A 24,002-nucleotide genomic window follows, 5' to 3' on the forward strand; every position below is an offset into this window, starting at 1 on the left:
GCTTTTTTGCATTTGTAACAGGCCATAACGGACAATATCGTTAGCCTGCTTTCATTTGCCACGGCCTCGGGCGATGATGTCGTACGACTACCGCCTGCCCGCGAATGAGTACCCATGTCTGCCGATCCCACGCCTGATCCTGTCGCCGCCAAATCCGGTTCGATGAGCGTCACGCTGCAAATCATTGCCATCGTTTTCTACACCTTTATCGCCTTCCTCTGCATCGGCCTGCCCATCGCGGTGTTGCCCGGTTATGTGCATAACCAGCTGGGTTTCAGCGCGGTGATTGCCGGGCTGACCATTGGCTCGCAGTACCTGGCCACCCTGCTCAGCCGCCCTTTCGCCGGGCGCATGTCCGACAGCGTGGGCACCAAGCGGGCGATCGTCTTCGGCCTTGCAGGCATTGCCATCAGCGGCGTGCTGACCCTGTTGGCGGTGCTGCTGGAAAGCCTGCCCCTGGCCAGTCTGTCGGTGTTGATCGTCGGCCGTTTGCTGCTGGGGATTTCCCAAGGGTTGATCGGTGTCGGCACCATCAGTTGGAGCATCGGCAAGGTAGGCGCTGAACATACGGCGCGGTCGATCTCTTGGAACGGTATCGCTTCGTATGGCGCGATCGCCATTGGCGCACCGCTGGGTGTGGTGATGACCTCAGCCTGGGGCTTCAGCAGCCTGGGGATCGTGCTGTTCCTGCTGGCGGGCATGGCGCTGCTGATCATCCGCAACAAGCCTTCGGTGCCGGTGATTCGCGGCGAGCGCCTGCCGTTCTGGGCGGTATTCGGCCGGGTGGCGCCTTATGGCGTCAGCCTGACCCTGGCGTCCATCGGTTACGGCACCCTGACCACCTTTATTACCCTGTATTACGTCAGCCTGGGCTGGGAAGGCGCGGCGTATTGCCTGAGCGTGTTCGGTGTGTGCTTTATCGTTGCGCGGATCCTGTTTATCGGCGCCATCAACCGTTTTGGCGGTTTCCATTCGGCGATCCTGTGCATGATCGTCGAGACCTTGGGCCTGGTCCTGCTGTGGCTGGCGCCGAATACGGCAGTGGCGTTGATGGGCGCGGGGCTCACTGGTTTCGGCCTGTCTCTGGTGTATCCGGCCCTCGGCGTCGAGGCGATCAAGCAGGTGCCGGTCAGCAGTCGCAGCTCCGGGTTGAGTTCATATGCGGTGTTTTTCGATCTGGCCCTGGCGATTGCCGGGCCGGTGATGGGCGCGATTGCGTTGAATCTGGGCTATACGTGGATTTTCTTCAGCGCGGCGTTGCTTGCCTTGATTGGGCTTGGGTTGACTATGTTGCTGTCGGCGCGGGCGCGAAAGGCCGGGTAGCCGGTGCGGTCCAGGCCAAAACCGTAGAAGTCGGCTTGCTGGCAATGGCGGTGTAACAGGCAACAATTTCATCGTCTGTTCTGCCGCCATCGCCAGCAAGCCGGCTCCCACAGGATCTCATTTCAATTTAAAAGCAGTGATTACTGCTCCGCCCTTGGCTTGAAAATCAACACGGCCAACGGCGGCAAGTCCAGGGCCAACGACATCGGCTGTCCATGGCTCTTGATCTCCTCGGCCTGCACGCCGCCACCATTGCCCATATTGGAACCGGCATAGGTCTGCGCATCGCTGTTGAGCAGCTCGCTCCACACACCGCTAAATGGCACGCCAATGCGGTAGCCCTCCCTCGGCACCGGCGTCAGGTTAGCCACTACCAGAATCGGCTCGCCCTCCTTGCTCCAGCGCAGGTAGGCATAGACGCTGTTGGCAGAGTCATCGCCGATCAGCCACTGGAAGCCCATGGGTACGCAATCCTGGTCATGCAGGGCCTTTTCCGAGCGGTACAAACGGTTCAGGTCACTGACCAGGGTCACCACGCCCTTATGCTCGCTGTAGTCGAGGAAATGCCAGTCCAGTTCGGTGTCGTGGTTCCACTCGCGCCACTGACCAAATTCGCAGCCCATGAACAGTAGCTTCTTGCCGGGATGGGTCCACATGAAGCTCAGATAGGCCCGCAGGTTGGCAAATTTCTGCCAGCGATCGCCAGGCATTTTGTCGATCAGCGAGTGTTTGCCGTGCACCACTTCGTCGTGGGAGATCGGCAGAATGAAGCGCTCCGACCAGGCATAGACCAGGCCGAAACTCAGTCGGTCGTGGTGATGCTGGCGGTGGATCGGGTCCTGCTCGATGTACTTCAGGGTGTCGTGCATCCACCCCATGTTCCATTTGTAATTGAAGCCCAGGCCACCCTGCTGCGTGGTGTTGGTCACGCCCGGCCAGGCCGTGGATTCTTCGGCGATCACCAAGGCACCCGGTGCTTCCAGCGCTACGACATCATTGAGATGGCGCAGGAAATCGATGGCTTCCAGGTTTTCCCGGCCGCCATAACGGTTGGGCACCCACTCCCCGGCTTTGCGCGAGTAGTCGCGGTAAAGCATCGAGGCCACAGCATCGACCCGCAGGCCATCGACGTGGAAATGTTTGAGCCAATGCAGCGCCGAAGCCAGCATGAAACCATGCACTTCCGTACGACCGAGGTTGTAGATCAGCGTGTCCCAGTCCTGATGGAAGCCTTCCTGGGGGTTGCCGTATTCGTATAGTGCGGTCCCGTCGAATTGCGCCAGGCCGTGGGTATCGGTGGGAAAATGCGCCGGCACCCAGTCAAGGATCACGCCGATTTCCGCACGGTGACAGGCATCGACGAAGGCGGCGAAATCGTCCGGCGAGCCATAACGCGCTGACGGGGCGAATTGCGACAGCAACTGATAGCCCCAGGAACCGCCAAACGGGTGCTCCATAATTGGCATCAGCTCGATATGGGTGAAACCCAGGTCCTTGATGTAAGGAATCAGGTTATCGGCCAGTTCGTGCCAGTTGTACGGCCGATCCGCCTCGCCCTCACCGCCGTGGTGCCAGCGCCAGGAGCCGGCGTGCAGCTCGTAGATCGACAGCGGCGCATCGGCGGCATGGCGCGCGGTGCGGCTGTCCAGCCATTGCTGATCCTGCCACTCATAACGCAGAGGCGCGGCGACTTTCGAAGCGGTGTCCGGCGGCAGGGTGGTGGCCAGGGCCACCGGATCGGCCTTGAGCGGCAGGATGCCGTGGCTGCCGAGTATTTCGTACTTGTAGGTTTCCCCCGGTTGCAGACGTGGGACAAACACTTCCCATACGCCGGAAGGATGACGCAGACGCATGGGATGACGACGGCCATCCCAATTATTGAAGTTGCCTACTACGGACACCCGCCGGGCGTTGGGCGCCCATACGGCAAAGCGCACACCGTCGATGCCGTCTACCGCCATCAATTGCGCGCCCAGGCAACTGCTCAGGTCGCGATGGTTGCCTTCGGCGAACAGGTACAGGTCCATCTCACCGAGCAAAGGGCCGAAACTATAGGGATCTTCGGTGATCTGCTCGCCACCGGCCCAGTTGACCTTCAGCAGGTAGGGCATGCGGTGGTCGAAATGTCCGGCAAAGAAGCCCGGCACTTCAGTCATCGGCAGTTCACCCAGCTCTTCGCCGGAGTCTTTGGCCAGTACCCGCACGCTCAAGGCATCGGGCAGATAGGCGCGAATGTATTGGCCCTGGCCACCATCGCCATGGGGGCCGAGGATGGCGAAGGGGTCGCGGTGTTCGGCACGGATCAGCGCGTCCATGTCCACGGCGGCGGGCAATAGCTGGGAGGCCGCGCCGTTCTTATCAAGGGAATTCATCATGCATCTCCATCAGACAGGCTCAGCAACCCATGCAAACCGCGTAACGGCACCGCCAGCCAGCCTGGGCGGTTCTCGGCTTCATAGGCCACTTCATAAGCGGCTTTTTCCAGGGTAAAGAGTTCCAGTGCGGCACTTTCCCCCTGGGGGTCTTTCCAGGCGTGGGGGATTTCTGCGGTGGCCAAACGATAGCCCTGCATGAACGCCTCCTGTGCCTGGGTCAAATAGGTTTGCGCGACGCGCTGGCGTGCAGCGCTCGCTTCGGCAGAGCTATCCACGCTCTGGGCACTGCGTACGGCCATGGCCGCAGCGTAATCGAAAGAACGCAATACGCCACCGACATCTTTGAACGGACTGTATTTGCCCCGACGCTCTTCCAGCGGCCGGGCAGGCTCGCCCTCGAAATCGATCAGATAGGCATCGCCCTTGACCACCAACACCTGGCCCAAGTGAAGGTCGCCATGCACGCGCATGCGCAGACCACCCACCGAACGTTTGGCCAGGTCCTGCACATGGGCGAGCAACTGCTTGCGTTTGCCCAGCAGGGATTGCACCAACGGCTGATCGCCCGGTTCCAGGCTTTCCTGATGCTGTTCGAGCAACTGTAAGGCACGCTCGACCTGGGCAGCGACGCTTTTGCCGCTGGCCTGGCTGTCCTTGAGCGAAGTCGGCTCGGCAACGAAGTCCTTGTCGCGGGTCGGTGCCGCCAGAATCATGTGCATCTCGCCCAGACGCTGGCCCAGCAGACGAGAAAAATCAGCCAGTTCCAGCAGCGCATTGAAATGCTGATCCTGGCCGGACAGGCCATGGGCCAGCTCATCACGTACAGCGCGCTCCAGGTTGTTCTGGGTCCATTCCCAGGCATCGCCCTGATTGCTCAGGTAGCCCTGGGCAATCATCAGCAGATTGCCCTGCCCGCTCTCCTCGACCCGGACCACCGAACCCAGCAGCGGCGAGATATGGGTGTAGCCGGCATTGGTCAAATAGGCGCCCATTTCCAGTTCCGGGTGAGTCCCGGCAGCGACCCGGCGAATCATCTTCAGTACCAGTGCGCCGCCGACGACCACAGAACTGTTGGACTGCTCGGCCGACAGGTAGCGCACTTCGGATGCCTCGTTGAGACCCAGACCGGCCATATGGGCAGTTCGCTCGAAGCGCAGCTCACCGTTATTGCTTTGCAGCACGGTATTGTCCTGCATGCCCTTGATGACCGCGTGAATGAACGGTTGCAAAGTAAAGGCATCGGTGATCAGACCGACCTGACGACCACGGCGGACTCGCGCCAGCGCCAGCTGTTGCGGCAAGGGGCTGCTGAAGTCGTCTTCGGCGAGGAAGCCCAGGGGCAACTGATAGCGACCCTGATGCTCGCCTGCAGACACTTCGATTTCGCTGAGCAACACCGGGCGCTCGGCGTCGCCAAAGCGTACGCCATAGGCAATGTGCACATTCTCGATGGGCTGGCCCTTGCCCGCGAACCAGCGACGTTTGGGCAGGTACTGGGTCAGCGAGGTTTTTTCCAGGGTGCCGCGCAGCGGCTCGTCGAGGAGTTCTTCCATACGGTTCTTCAATACCAGAGTGGTGAAGTCCGGCAGGCTTTGCGCCGGTTCCACATGCCAGCTCGGCATCTGGTTTTCCGCCGCCAGGGCGAACCAATAGAAGCCGTAGGGCGGCAGGGTCAGCAGATAATTCAACTGGCCGATGGGCGGGAAGGCACTGCCACCAAGCATCTCCACCGGCACCATGCCGGCGTACTGGGACAGCTCAAGCTCCGCTGCCTGGGCGGCACTGGAGACGTTAGATACGCAGAGAATAATGTCCGTCTTGCCGTCCGGCCCGGTGTACTCGCGGGTATAGGCGAGGATGCGGCGGTTGCTCGGCGAGAGCATTTTCAGGGTGCCGCGACCAAAGGCTTTCTGCTGCTTGCGCACGGTGAGCATGCGCCGGGTCCAGTTCAGCAGCGAGTGCGGGTCGTTGTTCTGGGTTTCAACGTTGATCGACTGATAGCCGTAGAGCGGGTCCATGATCGGCGGCAACACCAGGCTGGCCGGATCGGCGCGGGAGAAACCACCGTTACGGTCGATGCTCCATTGCATGGGCGTGCGCACGCCATCCCGGTCGCCGAGGTAGATATTGTCGCCCATGCCGATTTCGTCGCCGTAATACAGGGTCGGCGTGCCCGGCATGGACAGGAGCATGCTGTTAAGCAGTTCCACCCTGCGCCGATCGCGCTGTACCAATGGCGCCAGGCGTCGACGAATGCCCAGGTTGATCCGCGCCCGGCGGTCGGCGGCGTAGTAGTTCCACAGGTAATCGCGTTCACGGTCGGTGACCATTTCCAGGGTCAGCTCATCGTGGTTGCGCAGGAAAATCGCCCACTGGCAGTTTTCCGGGATTTCCGGGGTCTGGCGCAGAATATCGGTGATCGGAAAGCGGTCTTCCTGAGCCACGGCCATGTACATGCGCGGCATCAGCGGGAAGTGAAAGGCCATGTGGCATTCGTCGCCGTCCTTGCCCTTGCTGTCGCCGAAGTAAAGCTGCGTGTCTTCCGGCCACTGATTGGCCTCGGCCAACAGCATGCGGTCGGGGTAGTTGGCATCGATCTCGGCACGGATCTGCTTGAGCACCTGATGGGTTTCCGGCAGGTTCTCGTTATTGGTGCCATCGCGCTCGATCAGGTAGGGAATCGCGTCCAGACGCAGGCCGTCGATGCCCATGTCCAGCCAGTAGCGCATGACTTCCAGCACCGCTTTCATCACCTGAGGGTTGTCGAAGTTCAGGTCTGGCTGGTGCGAGTAGAAACGGTGCCAGAAGTACTGGCCCGCCACCGGGTCCCAGGTCCAATTGGACTTTTCCGTGTCGAGAAAGATGATCCGCGTGCCGTCATATTTCTGATCGCTGTCGGACCAGACATAAAAATCCCGCGCTTTGGAGCCGCGCTTGGCATGCCGGGCGCGCTGGAACCATGGGTGCTGATCCGAGGTATGGTTGATGACCAGCTCGGTAATCACCCGCAGCCCGCGCTTGTGGGCCTCGGCGATAAATTTCCTGGCATCGGCCATGGTGCCGTAGTCGTTATGCACGCCACGGTAGTCGGCGATATCGTAGCCGTCATCGCGCCGTGGCGACGGGTAGAACGGCAGCAGCCAAATGGTGTTCACGCCCAGTTCGGCAATGTAGTCGAGCTTGGCGATCAGGCCGGGAAAGTCGCCGATCCCGTCGTTATTGGAGTCGAAGTAGGATTTGACGTGAACCTGGTAAATCACCGCATCCTTGTACCACAGCGGGTCTTCGATAAAGGCTGCGTTCCGGGTTTTCTTTGCCATGAACGGTTGCTCCTTAGGCCGGGTTCGAGGACTGGATACGCCAGATACCGAAGGACTGGTACGCCGGATCCAGACGCATCCACTGGTTCTTGCCGTACCAGGTCCAGCGATGGCCGGTCATCAAGTCTTCGCCCTGAGTTTCTGCGTCGTCGGCCAGGCCCATTTCCCACAGTGGCAACTCGAAATGCGCTTCCTGAGCATTGAACGGGTCGAGGTTGACCGCGATCAGAATGAAGTTGCTGCCATCGGCACTGCGCTTGCCGAAATACAGAATGTTGTCGTTCCAGGCGGTGTACAGGCGCAGGCCCAGGTGGGTCTGCAACGCCGGGTTCTGTCGGCGGATACGGTTGAGCTGGGCGATCTCGGCGATGATATTTCCCGGCGCGGTGAAGTCCCGTGGACGGATCTCGTATTTCTCCGAGTCCAGGTACTCTTCCTTGCCTGGCACCGGTGCCGCTTCGCACAGCTCGAAGCCTGAATACATGCCCCACAGGCCCGAGCCCATGGTTGCCAGGGCTGCACGAATGAGGAACCCCGGACGCCCGGAGTGATGCAGAAATGGCGGGTTGATATCCGGGGTATTGACGAAGAAATTCGGCCGGTAGCAATCGCGCCAAGGCGCCTGATTGAGCTGGGCGAAGTATTCCGACAGTTCGGCCTTGCTGTTGCGCCAAGTGAAGTAGGTGTAACTCTGGGAGTAACCGACCTTGCCCAGACGGGCCATCATCGCTGGCTTGGTGAACGCCTCGGCAAGGAACATTACCTCCGGGTGCTGGCTGCGCACATCGGCGATCATCCATTGCCAGAACGGCAGCGGCTTGGTGTGCGGGTTATCGACGCGGAAGATTTTCACCCCTTCGTTGACCCAGCCCAGCACGATATCGCGCAGTTCCAGCCACAGGCTGGGAATGGCATCGGCGGCATAGAAATCAACGTTGACGATGTCCTGGTATTTCTTCGGCGGGTTTTCCGCGTAACGAATAGTGCCGTCCGGACGCCAGGAGAACCAGCCCGGATGCTCCTTGAGCCACGGGTGATCCTGGGAACACTGAATGGCGAAGTCCAGAGCGATTTCCAGTCCGTGATCGGCCGCAGCGGCGACCAGATTGCGGAAGTCCTCACGGGAGCCCAGCTGCGGGTGAATCGCTTCATGGCCACCGTCAGGGCTGCCGATGGCGTACGGGCTGCCGGGATCGTCGGGGCCGGCGGTCAGGGAGTTATTCGGCCCCTTGCGATGGGCGCGACCTATGGGATGGATCGGCGGGAAATACAGCACGTCAAAACCCATGTCGCGAATCATCGGCAAGCGCGAGTGCACGTCATTAAAGGTGCCGTGGCGCTTGGCGTCATCGGTAATCGAGCGCGGAAACAGCTCGTACCAACTGGCGAACTGCGCCCGTTCCCGCTCCACATCCAGAGGGAAATCGATACTGCGGCTCAGATAGGCATGGGGGTCAGCCTGGGCCATGGCGGCTGCGGTCTCACCGTCAAGCAGTAAAGCTACGCGACCGTCGAGATCGGTCTGCTCCAGACGCTGCAGCACACTGTCGATCTGCCCGCGCAATTCGCCCTGGCTGCGTTCGGCGGCGTGCAATAGATGCAGGCGGCCTTCTTCCAGCTCAAGCTCGATGGGCACGGCAGCGTGAAATTTCTTTTCCAGCTCGTAGCAATAGCTGGCGTATTGATCGATCCAGGCTTCCAGGCGGAAGTCATAGCGGCTGACCTGATCGGGGACGAACTCACCCGTCCAGCTGTCGTTACCCAGTTCGAGCAAACGCGCCGATTGCCAGTCCTGCGCATCGGCGGCGCGCCAGCACACCCGTACAGCCATCTTGTCGTGACCGTCGGCATAGACCTTGCTGGTCACCGTGACCGGCTGGCCGACAATGGCCTTGGCCGCGAACAAGCCACCTTCAATCACCGGCGTCGTATCCTCGATAACGATACGGGGTAATTGCAGGGCCTGGGTCAGCGGCAGTGGGCGGGAAGATTGGGATACATCGGTAGCCAGGGAATCCGGGCCATAAGGCTGGTCGGCAGTCACATTCATCGAGCGTCACTCCTCACGCCCGAACGCTCCAGTACGGGGCATTCGCGGCGCTCTTTTGCTAATCCGTGCAGTGAATATCAATCGAGCCAGGACCTGCCGGGATACCCGCCTGCCCTGCTCCCACTAAAGTCCGAACGCTGCTCAATGAGAAAAGTTCAAAGACTTTCCTCGCCGTGATGGAGCGTAGCCCACCCGCCCCACAGACAAAGGCAAAGCAAGAAAGAAGCCTGATGCGGGTCAATGGCGAAGCGGGGGCGATGACGGATTATGGTGTTACCCGTTATTCGACCCGATAAACCCCTTGTGGGAGCGAGGCTTGCCCGCGAAAGCGGTATATCTGATGCAAGTTATGCGTCTGTCAATCTGGCCTCTTCGCGGGCAAGCCTCGCTCCCAGAGGGGCTTTGCCGTTGCCTTCCAGACATCTGATATGGTTTTAATTTAAAAACCTGAATCTGTTCTGCAAACAGATTGCCCCTCACAGTGCACGCATTCCACTGCAGCCTGTGAGTTCCACCATGAACCAGCGAATTCCCACCCAGCTTCTGGACAGCCAAGCCCCCACACCCGCAAGGGCCAGCCTCAAGCAGCGTGGCGGGCTGATCCATACCCGCAGTTTCACCGGACTGTTCCGTACCCTGCGCCTGTCCGGCGCCGGAGTGTTGTTCCTGCTGTTCTTCGCCACCTTGTGGCTGAACTGGGGGGATCGCCAGGCGGTACTGTGGGATCTGTCCGAGAGCAAGTTCCATATCTTCGGCGCAACCTTTTGGCCTCAGGACTTCATTCTGTTGTCCGGGCTGTTGATCATCTGCGCCTTCGGCCTGTTCGCCATCACCGTCTTCGCCGGGCGCGTCTGGTGCGGCTACACCTGCCCGCAGAGCACCTGGACCTGGTTGTTCATGTGGTGCGAAAAGCTGACCGAGGGCGAACGTAACCAGCGCATCAAGCTCGACGCCGCGCCCTGGGGCCTGAACAAGCTGCTGCGGCGCTCGGCCAAGCACACGCTGTGGCTGCTCATCAGCCTGCTTACCGGCCTGACCTTCGTCGGCTACTTCACCCCGGTACGGCCCCTGGCCCATGAGCTGCTGACCCTGCAAATGGGTGGCGTCAGCCTGTTCTGGGTGCTGTTCTTTACCGGCGCCACCTACCTCAACGCCGGTTGGCTACGTGAAGCGGTGTGCATGCACATGTGCCCCTATGCGCGTTTCCAGAGCGTGATGTTCGATCAGGACACCTTGGCGGTTTCCTACGACAGCAGCCGTGGCGAAAACCGTGGCCCGCGCAGACGTGAAGTTGACCCGGCAGCTCTGGGCCTGGGTGACTGCATCGACTGCCAGCTATGCGTGCAGGTCTGCCCCACCGGCATCGACATTCGCGACGGCCTGCAGATGGAGTGCATCGGTTGCGCGGCGTGCATCGATGCCTGCGACTCGATCATGACCAAGATGAACTACTCCCACGGCCTGATCCGCTATGCCTCAGAGCGCGAGTTGCTCGGCGGCACGACCCACTGGTTGCGCCCGCGCCTGCTCGGTTATGTCGGCGTGCTGGTACTGATGATCGGCGCCCTTGGCCTGGCGCTGCACGAACGGCCCATGGTGTCTTTGGATGTGAACAAGGATCGCGGCCTGTTCCGCGAAAACGCCCTGGGCCAGATCGAGAATATCTACACGCTCAAGGTGATCAACAAGACCCAGCACAGCCAGCACTATCGCCTCACCCTGACTGGCACGGATGGCGGCGACGCCTTCGAACTGCACGGCAGCAGCGAACTGGCCCTCAACGCAGGGGAAATCAGCGACTTCCCGGTCTCCGTCGCCCTCTTGGCCGAGCGGCCGAAAAGCAGCTCCCAGCCTATTACCTTCCAGATCATCGACCTGGACCAGCCCGCTATTCAAAGTACCGCGACGAGTCGATTCGTTGCCCCGCTCAACCGTTGATCGAGTAACGTATGCCAACCCCATCAAGCAGAGCGCCAGACAGCATGAAGCGCTACGAGAAATATGCCGATGACATTGCCGAGTTGATCCGCAGTGGCGTACTCGGCCCCGGCCAGCGCGTGCCGTCGGTGCGCTATGCCAGCCAGACCCACGGCATCAGTCCCTCCACGGTGTTCCAGGCCTATTACCTGCTGGAACGGCGTGGCCTGATCAGTGCCCGGCCGCGCTCGGGCTATTTCGTCAATAACAGCTTCGTCGGCAACACCCCGCAGCCGTTCCTGGAGCCCCAGGCCCACAGCGCGGTCAATGAGTCCACCGAAGTCGATGTCAGCGAACTGGTGTTCTCGGTCCTCGACTCGATCAAGGACCCCAACACCGTGCCGTTCGGCTCGGCCTTCCCCAGCCCGCTGCTGTTTCCGCTGCAACGCCTGTCGCGCTCCCTGGCCACGGCCAGCCGGGAAATGGACCCGCGCATGGTGGTCACCGACATGTCGCCGGGGCATCCGCAACTGCGCCGGCAGATCGCCCTGCGCTATATGGTCGGCGGGCTGATGCTGCCCATGGAAGAACTGCTGATCACCAACGGCGCCCTCGAAGCCCTGAACCTGTGCCTGCAGGCGGTCACCGAGCCAGGCGATCTGGTCGCCATCGAAGCCCCGGCGTTTTACGCCTGCCTGCAAGTGCTGGAACGGCTCAAGCTCAAGGCGGTGGAAATTCCCGTGCATCCGCGGGACGGTATCGACCTCGCGGTCTTGGCCCAGACCCTGGAAAAGCACCCCGTCAAAGCCTGCTGGTGCATGACCCGCTTCCAGAACCCCACCGGCGCCATTGTCCCGGAAGCCCGCAAGCGGGCATTGGTGGAGTTACTGCGCGAGCACCAGGTGCCGCTGATCGAGGACGATGTCTACGCCGAACTCTATTACGGCCAGCACGCGCCGAAACCGGCCAAGGCCTTCGACACCGAGGGTCTGGTGATGCACTGCGGTTCGTTCGCCAAGAGCCTGGCTCCGGGCTACCGGATCGGTTGGGTCGCGGCCGGGCGTTATGCGCAGAAGGTCGAACGGCTGAAGCTGATGACCTCGCTGTCACCCTCCATGCCCGCTCAGGCGGCGATTGCCGACTACCTGCAACATGGTGGCTACGACCGTCATCTGCGGCGCTTGCGCTATGCCCTGGAAGACCAGCAACGGGCCATGCTCGCTGCCATCGCCCGCTATTTTCCGGGCCAGAGCAGGGTCAGTCAGCCCCAGGGCGGCTACTTCCTGTGGGTGGAACTGCCGGAACAGCTGGATTCGCTGAAGGTGTTCAAGATGGCCCTGGCACAAGGCATCAGCATCGCGCCGGGGCCGATTTTTTCGGCGACCCGGCGCTTTGCCAACTGCATTCGCCTGAACTACGGCAGCCCATGGGATGATAATTGCGAGAAGGCGATGGAGACACTGGGGCGGATTATTCGGTCGTTGTTGTCCAACAGCGCTTAACCACTACCGACCGATGAGAGTCCGTTGTGGGAGCGAATTCATTCGCGAAGAGGCCGGACTATCCAATACAACGCCATCGCCTGAAACTTCGCTTTCGCGAATGAATTCGCTCCCACAACTCACAAGCACCCAACCCTGCTTGATCTTCAGCGCCCGCCGCCCAGATCAATAAAGGTCCCGGTGGCATACGAGGCTTTGTCCGACAGCAGCCAGACAATCGCCTCGGCCACTTCTTCAGCGGTGCCGCCGCGTTGCATGGGGATGCCCGGTTCCAGTTTGCTGACCCGTGAAGGATCGCCGCTCAAGGCGTGGAAGTCGGTGAAGATATAGCCTGGCCGCACGGCGTTGACCCGTACGCCCTCGCCCGCCAGCTCCCGGGAAAGACCTATGGTGAAGGTGTCCAGCGCGCCCTTGGAGGCGGCGTAGTCGACGTACTCACCGGGTGACCCCAGGCGTGCGGCGACCGACGACACGTTGACGATGCTGCCTCCCTGCCCGCCATGGCGCGGCAACATGCGCAGCAAGGCGTGCTTGGCGCACAGCATCGGCCCGATCACGTTGCAGGTCATGATCTTGAGCATGCGGAACTCGGACATGTCTTCCAGACGCGACGACTGGGCCACGGTCCCGGCGTTGTTGACCAAGGCAGTCACGGGCCCCAGTTCGGCATCGACCCTGGCAAACAGACGAATGATTTCGTCTTCGTTGCTGGCATCGGCCTGCACAGTGATGGCCTGGGCACCCAGCTCGCGCACTTGCGCGCAGGTGCGCTCGGCGGCCTGGTGATCGGACAGGTAATTGATGGCGATTTTATAACCTTGGCGGGCGGCAAGCAGCGCCGTGGCCGCGCCAATGCCACGGGAACCGCCAGTGATCAGGAGGACTTTTTCCATGGATAGATCTCGTAACCGTTACAGACACACAGCATAGCCAAACGGGTCAGCGGCAGAGGCAGCGCTGACCATCAGGAAGCATCGTGCCAGCGAATGGCGTTAAACACCACCGACCGGCGATGCCGGCTGCTCGCTGCTCGACAGCGTCAAGCGACGGGCTTCGCCGCTATGGATATCGGCGATAAAGCGCTGGGCAGGGAGTGGATGGCCGAGCAGATAGCCTTGCAGCGAATCACACCCCAGACGGGTGAGGAAGCTCTGCTGCTGGTCCGTTTCGACGCCTTCGGCAACGATGCGCAGGTTAAGCGCCTGCCCCATGGCGACAATTGCCGAAACGATTGCCGCGTCATCGCTGTCCTGTTCCAGATCGCGGACGAAGCCACGGTCGATTTTCAGCTCGTTGGCCGGCAGGCGCTTGAGGTACATCAGGCTCGAATAACCGGTGCCGAAATCGTCGATGGACAGGTCTACGCCCATGTCCGCCAGTTGCTGCAACACTTCCATGCTCGCGTCGGCATCGCTCATGGCGGTGGTTTCGGTAATTTCCAGGGTCAGGCAATTGGCTGGCAGCCGGTTACGCACCAGCGCCGACGCCACTGTATTGACCAGCCCCGCGTGACAGAACTGCAGCGCCGACAGGTTCACCGCGATGCGCCAGTGCACGTAACCCAGCTCATACCATTCGCGCATCTGCCGACAGGCTTCGTCCAGCACCCATTCGCCGATGGGAATGATCAACCCGGTTTTTTCCGCCAGGCCGATAAAACGGTCCGGCGCGACCAGACCCTGCTCCGGATGATTCCAACGCAACAGTGCTTCGGCGCCTACCGGCAGGCCGCTGACGGCGTCGAACTTGGGCTGGTAATACAGGCAGAAATGCTTCTCGCGCAGGGCCAGGCGCAAGTCCTGCAACAGCTGCAACTGGTTGCGCGCATCGGTATTCATTGAGGTTTCGAAGAAGCTGTAGCCGTTCTTACCCGCCGCCTTGGCGTGGTACATGGCGGCATCGGCATTCATCAGTAATTCGTGGGCGTTGAGGCCCTTGCCCGGATAAATGGCGATACCGATGCTGACCGAGACCTGCACGGTATGTTCGGCCAGGGCGAACGGCTGGCACACCACGCTGACCTGACGGGCCGCAATGGAAGCCGCATCCTCGGCATGACGCAGCTCCACCAGCAGGACGAACTCGTCACCGCCGATCCGCGCCAAGGTATCTTCATGGTGCAGGTTGCCGCGCAGGCGCGCCGCCACATCACAGAGCAACTGATCGCCGACATGATGGCCGAAGGCATCGTTGACCGGCTTGAAGCTGTCCAGGTCCATGAACATCAGGGCAAAACAGCCGCCTGTGCCGCTGACACGCTGGATCGCCTCTTCGATGCGTTGCGCCAGCAGTTCGCGGTTGGGCAGGCCGGTCAGGGTGTCGTGCAGTGCCCGGTGGGTCAGCTCACGGTTGGCCTTGCGCAGGGAGTTGGACAGCTCGGCGGTACGGGCTTCCATCCGCGCATCGAGAATCGACGCCATCAGGGTGATCGTCAACACCGCCAGGCAGGTGATCAGCACCAGGCTATAGAGGCCATCGGAGCGAATGCCGTTGATCAGTGCGCCACAGAAACTGTTGTCCGCGAAGTTCGCTGCGAGCATGCCGGTGTAATGCATGCCGACAATCGCCAGCCCCATGATCACCGCTGCCCCGCCCCGGACCAGCTTGACCCAGGGGGTTTGCTGGCGCAGGCGAAAGGCAATCCACAGCGCGGCGCCCGAGGCGACGATGGCGATGACAAACGACAGGATCAGCCACACCGGCTCGTAAGTAAGACCCGGCTCCATGCGCAAGGCGGCCATGCCGGTGTAGTGCATGGCGCTGATACCGGCCCCCATGAACAAGGCTCCCAGGACCAGCTGCAGCTTGGGCAGCTGCGGCTGGCTGACCAGCCACAGGGCAAAGCCTGAAGAAAGCATGGCAATCAGCAGCGACAGCAGAGTGATGCCCAGATCGAAACCCAGATCGATGGGCAGCTCGAAGGCCAGCATGCCGATAAAGTGCATCGACCAGATGCCCACCCCCATGGAGAACGCCCCACCGGCCATCCACCACCACGCAGCACGGCCTCGGGCCGAGGCGATGCGCCCGGCCAGATCCAGAGCGGTATAGGAGGCAAGAATGGCCACCAGAGTGGAAATCAAGACGAGGGAGGGAGAGTAGCTGCCGATCATAGTTTGGAAAGACCCACGAGGAGATGAGCCTCCATGCACGCGATAATGTGACAATTGTACAAGAGCCAAGGGACTTGTAGAGGTTTTCCTGCGGAAAATATGGCTCTTTGCCACGCCGCCCGTCGTCGCGCATTCTATCTCAACCTTCTCCCCCTCCCGGTAGCCCCTACGACGCTTAAGCCAGCCCTCCCGCCACTGCGGCAGACGCTCCCAGTACCAGGCTCACGCCGACCATCCGTCCAACTTTCTTTGTCGACGTAACACGCTTGTTGGTGCGACTGTCGAAAATCACCGTCCGGTAACGGAAATAATTGCCCCATAGCTCCCGTGAACCGATGGTGTCGTGCAGGAACCAGGCACGCGAGTCATGCACATGCTCGTCAAGCAGTGCGATCAATGCAGCCTGCGGCAAGGACTCATCAAACAGTTTCTGACGACATTGCTCGCCAATGTTCTTGATCTGCTTGTGCTCTCGCGGCTCATCATCGTCGTTGAGCAGGTTGATCGTATCCTTGAGCAGCACGTCCGCCACCCAACCTGCCGTACTGGTCTGATTGCGTCGCCAACCGTGATAGTCATGCTCGAACTCAATGGCGGCCTCGCGCATCTGCTGCTGATCGATGCTCCCCTGGTACGGCGGCGGGCAGATATAGCGCTTGAGGATCTGCAACTCATCGGGCTGACCACGGATCTTGCTGCGCTGGGCCTTGATGGCGTCGATCTCGGTCTGACGCTCGGCCTTCAACGCGGCCTGCCGGGAAGTATTAGCCTGCATGGCCAGGCCGAAAAAGGGCTGGTTGGCGTAGCTACCACGGCCATAGCGTTCAATCCGCCAACCGGTCAACCAACCCAATTGTTCGACCAGAATTTCCTCCAGGCTGCATCTCATGCGTGTGACTTCATAGCTTGCGGTCGCCGGGCAACGGGCTTCCTCATGCATTCTCAGGGTGTGACGCCAGGCATTGAAGCGTTCGATCAACTGCGCGCTGATCTCGAACTCCTGTTGCACCGCCTGACTCATCTGGCGCTGCGGCTGGATCTGCAGCAGCGCGTCCGGTAATTGCGTCACAGTAAGGGGCGCACCTGCGGCAAACGCGGCGGCATATAAGTCGTGCAAGACAATCTGCGAGAGCAATTCGCCCTGCCCTCCACGAGCCTTGCCTTGCGCACCTGGCGCGTAACCACCGCCGACGTCCGAGTGCATGCCAGGGTAAATCACCTCCCTGGCAAAATCGGGGTAATAGCCATCGGTGTAGCGAATCGAGTCCAGGGCAAAGCACAAGCGTTGCTCATGGGCCGCAACATAGTGGCGGCAAACCTTGATCAAGCCCGGAAAGCGCGCGCTGTCGGGCAGCGACTGAGTACCATCGGCCCAGTCCATATGGCCTTCGGTAAAGGGGGTGGCACGGGCACTGCCTACAGAGGCCACGGTATCAATCAGGCCCAGGAACTCGATGTTCAGAGGAATACCCAACACCTGCTGCTGAGGAATCACCGCGTCGCTTGAAGTCAGGAGCAATTCGCTCAACCAACTGACAAATGTCCGCGCCTGGGCCGCACCGCGGGAAAAGCCATAGATATAGAGCCTGATCTGCGCGGGTGCGGATTGACCGGCTACCCGGCGGGCCCGCAATGGCTTGAGCAGCGATACCAGCGCCCGGCGCCGCCGTCCCTTGCCCAGCGCCGTCAGCGGCCAGGTGGTCGCCATGGCACGGAGCTTTTCCTGCAAGATCGCTGTCGGCACAGACTGCTCGGTCAAGGTGACTGTCAGGGCATCGACCAATTGCAGTAACGCCCAGTTGATCCGGTCTTCACCCCGATTGGCGAAGGCCATGCCCAGGGTAGTGAAGTCCAGCTCGCCGATCTCCGGAAAAGGAGCGCCGACGCCGGGGATGTAACAAGCGAAGCAACCATCCTGCGGCTCTGCCAGGGTGGCGTGGTACAGACGGGCGATGTTGGTCGGACACGGTGGCGCGGCCTGACGGGTATCGTAGGTTTCGTTATGCCGGGTGCCATCGAAGAAAACACTGATATGCAGATTATGCGGCGCCAGTGATTCGTCCGCCGAGCCAACCTCGCCCACTTGTTTATAGTAATTTGCCATTATCTGTTGCGGTTCAACAGACAATCGTCCTTCACGAGGGAAAGGTGCCGGTGCATAAACCGGCTCGTTAACACATGTTTTATACATACAACCAGAAATCCTTCATTCCGACACTAGTTTGAGTCGGGTGCTACAGATGGATACCGCTTAATGGCCTAGCATCTTTCAGACATGCATGCAGGAACGCAGCGCCCGCCAGCGAACACAAACAAGCCTCAAGATAGAGGCTTGATCGTCAATCGAAGCGTACGGATTAGTCCTTGAAGGACCGCCTTGATAATGGGCAGTCGTCAGATAAAGTAAATTGCCATGTTATCGCAGTAGATTAGTCACAAGAGTTAAGATGTGCTTCACACCCGGTAACGGTGAATTATCTCGAGCAACTAATCCATAGCCATACTGACATTTAGGAAAACTCTTCTAAATTGTCGGAATAGTCCTACAAGCTAGTGGGTAACTTGTGAAGGCATAACCAACCATTTGAATTGATGCCAACGGGTTTACCCCCATAACAGAGTAAACCGGCTTATTCAGCCCTAGCCACGGTGCGAAGATGTTCCGCCCGCCCCGCCGCTCTCGAGAAAAATCTGCCTGGGCAACTTGAACCCCCGCAGCTTGAGCAACGCCAACGGCCCCGCACCCAGCTCGGTGCGCAGATGCCAAGTCAGGTTCAGGCCGTCGGGGGCGGTGATTTCCACGCGGTAGCGGCTGTCGCCGTCGTCCAGTGTGGTCACCTTGGCTTTTTCCAACAGGCGAATCAGGCCCCAGGTACCGGCGAAGTCGCCGTACAGGCGTTCGCTGGCCTTGACGCTGGTCCAGGTCAGCATCGCCCCTGGGTGATCGCCGCGCCCCGGCCAGTTGAAGCGTTGCCAGAATTCGCGCTGGTTGAAGTAGTGGTGCTTTTCGCCATTGAGCACGAAGGTGGTGTTGACGATGTCCCGCACCGGCTTGCCCTGCAGCTCGAAACTCAGGCCCATGCCGCCGTCGGTGTAGAGCACGTCGGCCAGTTCGCCGAGCTGGTTGATGGCCTTGAGAAACTGCGGGTTCAGGCGCAAACCCTGGCTATGGCGCGGGTCGGCGACCCAGCGATTGCCTTCCTTGCGCACCACCCCACTTAACTGCTGTTGCAGAAACTGCTCGATGCGCCCGGAGTCGGCACGGATCAGTTGCCCGAGCATGGGCAACGAGGCGTCGCTGTTGGTGGCGGCGAAGGGATAGCGGCTGGCGAAAGCAGTGTTCCAGTGGTCGACGATTGCCCGCTGCCATTGCTGGTTAAGCGCCCGCGCCGAAGGTTGCAGCACGTGCTGCCAGGCCTGGTCCAGGGGCTGGACGAACAGGGTCTGGCCAATCGTGCCCCACTCGGCGCCGAGGCTGGCGGCGATCAGGTTGGCGTAGGCCTGGGTGTCGGTCAGCTCGACGCTATTGCCCTGAAACACGTTCTGCGCCAGGGCCTGGCTGATGGCCTGAGGATCGGTTGCCTGACTGATCTGTTGCAGCTTCAGGCGGACCCGCGTCACTTGAGTGAGGAAGGCTTGCAGGCTCAGGCTGGCGTTGCCTTTGTTTTCCGGGTCGGTGCCCAGCAGGGCCAGCAAGGGGCCGAAGGTGGCGTCCAGCGGGCCGCTCGGGCCTTGGCCCAGTTGATCGATGGCGGTTGTTTTGTCCTGGCTGATCAACTTTTGTGCGGAGTTAATGAGAGAGTCGGCCAAGGCCTGACTGCGAGTCCCCGCACGGCCTTGGTAGGCCAGGGCATTGACCAGGGCAATCAGCGGCGACTGACGCACATCGCTCATCATCGTCAGTTGGTCGATGACTTCACCGAGGCTATCGGTCCGGTGCCAGCGCAGGCTATTGAGAAAATCCAGCCAGACGCCGCTGTAGTCCTGAAAATAGCGCTCGGTGAGGCGCTGCTTGAGCATCGCCGGGGTCAACTCCACCGCCAGTTCGCCGGGCGCATCACTGAGCACCCAGTCGATTTCCTCACGCCGCGCCTCGGCAATCTCATCGATGGAGCGACGCACCTGACCTTCCCAGGCCTGACGGGTAAACACGCCCGGCACATTGGCCGTGGTGGAAAACAGCGTCCAGGCCTCGGCATCGCCGACCATCTGCCGCAGATTCAGGTCGGGAAATTGATTGGCGCTGCGGTCGAGCACCTGCTGGTACAAGGCGGCCTCGGCATTGCGCTGCCCCAGTTGGCCGATAAGGATCTGCCGGACCTTGGCAATCAGCACGGGATCGGCATCGATGCGCCAGTCCGGATGGGCGGGTAATTGTTCGACGTAGAACTGCCAGAGATTGGGTTTAAGTCCATCGCGCACCGGCGCACTGTCACTCATGGCTTTGATCAAAAATGCGGGATCGGCTTTGTGCGGCTGCGCCAACATCAAATAGGCCTTGAGCGGCTCATAGGCATGCCGCGCTGCTTCGGCCCGCTCCGGACTGCCGGGTTTAAGCGCGACCAACTCACTCAACTGGCCTTGCAGATGGGCGACCATGGGGTCGCGGATCAGCCGGGAATTGGCCTCGACATAACGCGGCCACAGGGCGTCGAGAAGGATGTCGTTTTTACTGAGGCCGAAGCGCAAGTGCCAGGGCACGCCGTTTTGTGCGCGGTAGTCCAGGCGCGCGACTTCGTGGGCCAGGTTATGGAGGGCCAGGATTTGCTCGTGCGGGGTTTGCGCCTGTTGCAGAGAGGTCAGGGTGTTTTGCTCTTGGAGGATAAGCGCACGGTTGCCGTTGAAGGACAGGAGCAGGCCGATGGTGCCGATTAGCGCCGACGCCATGAACACGGCATAAACCATCCGGGTAACAGGCCAACCGAGGCGACGGCCTTTACCGCCGCGCTCGCCGAGCACGCCCTGCCAGGCCGCGTCCGCGCACCAATGGTTACTCTGCAGATCCTGCGCTTGAGCGGCGGGCAACGGCAGGCTGAACCACAGGCCGCGCAGGGGCAAACCGTAGGCGAACTCGCCGAGCAGCGGCGTCAGGACCTTGCGCCACCGAGCAATGCCTTCCACGTGCAAATCACGGGACAGGCGCGTCAAAAAGTCATGGGTGATCTTGACCTTCATCTGCTTCCAGCCAAGCTGACGCAGCGGGTCCACCAGTTGCGTGAGGCTGTCTTCCAATTGCTGCGCGGTAAAGCGTGCCGCCAGGCTTACGCCCACCGGCTGGGTGTCACGCCCGGTCTGCGGCGACAGACTGGCACAGACCTGCCACAGATGGATCGGCAACTGCCAGTGCAGCGAGCGCGCCAGATCCTGCAGGCGGCGCACGCCCTGACTCATCGCCGCCGCATCGCTGCTGCGGGTCTTGTCCAGCGCCCAGATCACCCCGTCCAGCGCCCGCCAGCGACTCAGGCCCTGCCACTGCTCGGCAAAGGTGACCTTCAATTCATCCTGCGCTCGGCCGCCCCACAGCAATACGCTGTGCTGGCCTTCCAGCCAGTGCTTGTCGGTCAGGCCGGGGGCGATGGCTTCGACGTGTTCGGGTTTGCCGACCACCAGCAGCAACCGTACCTTGTAGCGCCAGAGAGGGCCGTAGTGTTCGCGCAGATAAGCACGCGCCTTCATCCCTGGGTTTGGCTCTGCGGACTTGGACTTTGCTGGCGCCAGTTCAAGCACATCGTCTGCAGGCCCCGGCGAATACCCCGAACGCCCCACCTGCCGCCCCAACCAATGATAACCGCCCAGGAACATAACCGTGACCAGCGTCGTCACCGTGATCGCCCACAACCAAAACGCGTGTTGATCAGTGCCAGTGCGCATCCCCAGCCGCTCGGGGAACTGCCACACAGCTAGCCCCAGGGCCCCGCCCAGCAACAAAAGCGCGACAGCTACAGCCCCTATGCTCACAGAGCGTCGAAATTGCATATTGAGTTTCCTACCTGGAAAGCGGTGGTGCAGGCATTACGACCGTGCACCAGAGCCCTGCCTCAACCGAGGGCTCGCCGCTGAAAATGAATTGCGGCCCGACGCCGCGTTGAAGGTTCTGCGTGGCAGCGGCAATGGCCAGCCACGGGGAGACGTGTCCCGGATGACCCAGCAGAGCATCCAGATCACAGAGTCCTTGTTTAGGCTTCGACGGCAGTCCCAGGTCGGTCAGGATCACGGGTATTGATGCATCACGCTGCCGGTCGATGCCGACTTGCCAGACCTGCTCAATGGACTTCGCTTCCACCGGCACCCAATCCAGGGCCTGACGCGTGGCATAGAGCAGTGACGATTCGGTGTCAGGCTCACGCGCCTGCTCAGGGCGATGCAGGTAAGCCAACGGCGGCAAGGTCGTTTGCGTCAGTCGGTTACCGAATAACAACCCGACTGCCGCTTCGGCCGTGCCAGTGGGCTGTGACGGGGCAATTTGCAGTGCCACCACCATCAATAGCGCCTGATCAGTAATACGCTGGTCCAGCCATTGATCCACCGCAGATAAGCCGTCGCCGTCGATGAATTCGCACGATTGACGAATGCTGGAATCAAACCATGCCTTTTCCCATAGCCTGCGTAGTTCGTTCCTCTGTAAAGGACTATCGACATCCAGCAACAGCGTTAGCGGCTGATTGTGAGGTAATGGCGCCAGCGCTTGCGCCATATCTCCAAGCACCTCTCCCAATACCCGACATAGCATCGCCTCAACGGTCTCATCGCTCCTCGCTGGCAAACGACTGTGCAGCGTTGTTTCACCTTGCGAGGATGGCTGGGTCTTAATGGCCTGGTTCTTGTTCAACAGCGAATCAAGTTGAGCGGCAGGTTGAACGTATGGTTCTCGCAACGCTGTGTACAGGCTCATGCCCAAGACCTGCTGAGAACGTCGGCCACGACGAATCCTGCGCGTCAAGTCCTCTTGGCGAGCTTCATCCCAACCGTCCGCAACGCTTTGTTGGCCGATATATCCGGCTAATCGCACAAAACCCAGCACGCCCCAGATAGCCATGGGCACGCCGAAAACCATCTTCCAGAAGCTGGATGGCTGCTGATCTAAGGATTGAGTGCTGAACAGAACTCCCGCTGCCATCCCAATCAGCAAGAACAACGGCAATAACCCCAGCCAAAGCCAGATGCGAGGTCGTGAGGACCGCAATGCCGTCGCAGGAACTTTATCCAATCTGACTGGCATGACTAACTCGCTCGGGGCAGTGACGAAATCAACGTACAGCCGCACGCACAGCTATGCCCATGAAAAGCCACTGGCATGCCATTGTCCTTGAAAGTCGGATGTCCTTCCGCAATCACTGTTCGACCATGGGTCGGGCATTCCACCGGATCGCCCTTGCGAGCTACGCCGATACCGTCGAATTTCATGGCCCTAGAGCCAGAAAGGACTTTGCCGTCACTTGTTGTTTTGTCATCTATTCGAATGACACCCTTCATATAGGGATGCTCCGTATATAAAATGAATTTAAGTGGATTGATTGTCACTAATTACAACAATCAATTAACCTTTCGCCACTCTATGGAAAAATCCATATTTTGATTATTTAATTCGTGCATAGCACATTCTTCTGTTCTCCCTGTTAAAAATTCCCGCCAGCTAACGACTTTTGTCAAAGCCCCATTTTTTTTGCGCCCCTAGTTAAATTTACGAGCAACATTAAAAACTCCTCCCCTATAAAAACACTTATTCACCCTTCGCAATTGACAGATGGATTATATGTTGAATAACCTCCACCCCTACTGCAGAGCTACTATCTTCAATACGAGGAAGCTCTCGATGCTTATCTTGGTTATTACTTGTTTTAGCCTCTAAATAACCGCCCCCTTCAACTATGTAAACAGGAGAAAAACAATATGGATCTACGTCAATGCCTGTAGAGTATTTCGCTAAGGATACAAAAATACTTTTTTTCAGTTCCTCACCGTCTACGGTCTCACATAGTGAGTGGGAAGACATCATGTCAAAAATGAGAAGGGGTCGTTGACTCAAACCTTCAATAGTGACGCTCTTCCCAAGATGGATTTTTTGAATCCGTCGTTCTTCAAATGGTGTCTTCAAATCTATTACCCAACCGACATTATCGTGAGATGTACATTCACAATCACAGGCAATGAGAAATGCTCCTGGCCTTTTACGATTCCACATCACTGCCGCTTTTCGTGTTTCGCACGAAAGCAATATTTCGCGACCATATTCACCAATATCCGCTGTGCACTCTCCGAAATGATTGCAATTAGCAACATCCCGCGCGAGCGACGAATAAAATGGCTGCCGAAAATCATCAGCCCCGACAAGTTCCACATAGAACAACAAGCCAAAGGCAATAACTAAAACATTTCTAACCAACAGACTGCACCCTCGATTA

Annotated in this window: 13 protein-coding genes; 3 read left to right on the forward strand and 10 right to left on the reverse strand. The window is 59.8% G+C overall.

Annotation, left to right across the window (positions count from 1 at the left end):
• Window positions 1-114: 114 nt before the first annotated feature.
• The gene (locus M2401_RS14425) at window positions 115-1,323 is read left to right on the forward strand and encodes an MFS transporter (RefSeq protein ID WP_259103800.1); all 1,209 of its coding nucleotides are present in this window, start codon (window positions 115-117) and stop codon (window positions 1,321-1,323) included.
• A 140-nt stretch (window positions 1,324-1,463) separates the two neighbouring features.
• Here M2401_RS14425 and glgB read toward each other — a convergent pair whose 3' ends face one another.
• From glgB to M2401_RS14440, 3 genes are read right to left on the reverse strand one after another with little or no spacing between them, the layout of a single operon-like run.
• Window positions 1,464-3,695: a 1,4-alpha-glucan branching protein GlgB gene (glgB, locus tag M2401_RS14430; protein ID WP_259103801.1), complete on the reverse strand. Its 2,232-nt coding sequence runs from the start codon at window positions 3,693-3,695 to the stop codon at window positions 1,464-1,466.
• Entirely contained in the window at window positions 3,695-7,018 is a 3,324-nt protein-coding gene (gene treS / locus M2401_RS14435; RefSeq protein ID WP_259103803.1) for a maltose alpha-D-glucosyltransferase, read from the reverse strand. Before treS ends, glgB begins: the two co-directional genes overlap by 1 nt.
• 13 nt (window positions 7,019-7,031) lie before the next feature.
• Window positions 7,032-9,068, reverse strand: coding sequence for an alpha-1,4-glucan--maltose-1-phosphate maltosyltransferase (locus M2401_RS14440; RefSeq protein ID WP_259103804.1), 2,037 nt, complete (start codon window positions 9,066-9,068; stop codon window positions 7,032-7,034).
• Between the two features lie 516 nt (window positions 9,069-9,584).
• Between M2401_RS14440 and ccoG the strand changes: the two genes are divergently transcribed.
• Together ccoG and mapR are read left to right on the forward strand one after the other, a co-directional pair.
• A complete protein-coding gene (ccoG, locus tag M2401_RS14445) occupies window positions 9,585-11,006 on the forward strand; it encodes a cytochrome c oxidase accessory protein CcoG (RefSeq protein ID WP_259103807.1) in 1,422 nt (473 codons plus the stop codon).
• Window positions 11,007-11,050: 44 nt separating this feature from the next.
• Complete coding sequence (gene mapR / locus M2401_RS14450; protein WP_259103973.1) at window positions 11,051-12,487, forward strand: GntR family transcriptional regulator MpaR; 1,437 nt, start codon at window positions 11,051-11,053, stop codon at window positions 12,485-12,487.
• Window positions 12,488-12,633: 146 nt separating this feature from the next.
• On the opposite strand, the gene M2401_RS14455 is transcribed toward mapR, so the two are convergent.
• The 7 genes from M2401_RS14455 to M2401_RS14485 all read right to left on the reverse strand — a co-directional run bounded on the left by M2401_RS14455 (window position 12,634) and on the right by M2401_RS14485 (window position 23,983).
• Window positions 12,634-13,380 carry an SDR family oxidoreductase gene (locus M2401_RS14455; RefSeq protein WP_259103809.1) on the reverse strand — a complete coding sequence of 249 codons (747 nt, stop codon included), beginning with the start codon at window positions 13,378-13,380 and terminating at the stop codon, window positions 12,634-12,636.
• A gap of 99 nt (window positions 13,381-13,479) precedes the next feature.
• Window positions 13,480-15,600, reverse strand: coding sequence for a bifunctional diguanylate cyclase/phosphodiesterase (locus tag M2401_RS14460; protein ID WP_259103811.1), 2,121 nt, complete (start codon window positions 15,598-15,600; stop codon window positions 13,480-13,482).
• 175 nt (window positions 15,601-15,775) lie between these two features.
• Window positions 15,776-17,704, reverse strand: a complete 1,929-nt coding sequence (locus tag M2401_RS14465; protein ID WP_259103813.1) for a DUF2235 domain-containing protein — start codon at window positions 17,702-17,704, stop codon at window positions 15,776-15,778.
• 536 nt (window positions 17,705-18,240) lie between these two features.
• A complete protein-coding gene (locus tag M2401_RS14470; protein ID WP_259103974.1) occupies window positions 18,241-21,276 on the reverse strand; it encodes an ImcF-related family protein in 3,036 nt (1,011 codons plus the stop codon).
• A 310-nt stretch (window positions 21,277-21,586) separates the two neighbouring features.
• Window positions 21,587-22,819, reverse strand: a complete 1,233-nt coding sequence (locus tag M2401_RS14475) for a hypothetical protein (RefSeq protein ID WP_259103814.1) — start codon at window positions 22,817-22,819, stop codon at window positions 21,587-21,589.
• A 2-nt stretch (window positions 22,820-22,821) separates the two neighbouring features.
• Window positions 22,822-23,073, reverse strand: coding sequence for a PAAR domain-containing protein (locus M2401_RS14480; protein WP_259103815.1), 252 nt, complete (start codon window positions 23,071-23,073; stop codon window positions 22,822-22,824).
• A 247-nt stretch (window positions 23,074-23,320) separates the two neighbouring features.
• On the reverse strand, window positions 23,321-23,983 hold the full coding sequence (locus M2401_RS14485) for a hypothetical protein (RefSeq protein ID WP_259103817.1): 663 nt from the start codon (window positions 23,981-23,983) through the stop codon (window positions 23,321-23,323).
• Window positions 23,984-24,002: the final 19 nt, after the last annotated feature.

Source organism: Pseudomonas sp. JUb42 (assembly GCF_024807945.1).
In the GTDB taxonomy this organism is placed as follows: domain Bacteria; phylum Pseudomonadota; class Gammaproteobacteria; order Pseudomonadales; family Pseudomonadaceae; genus Aquipseudomonas.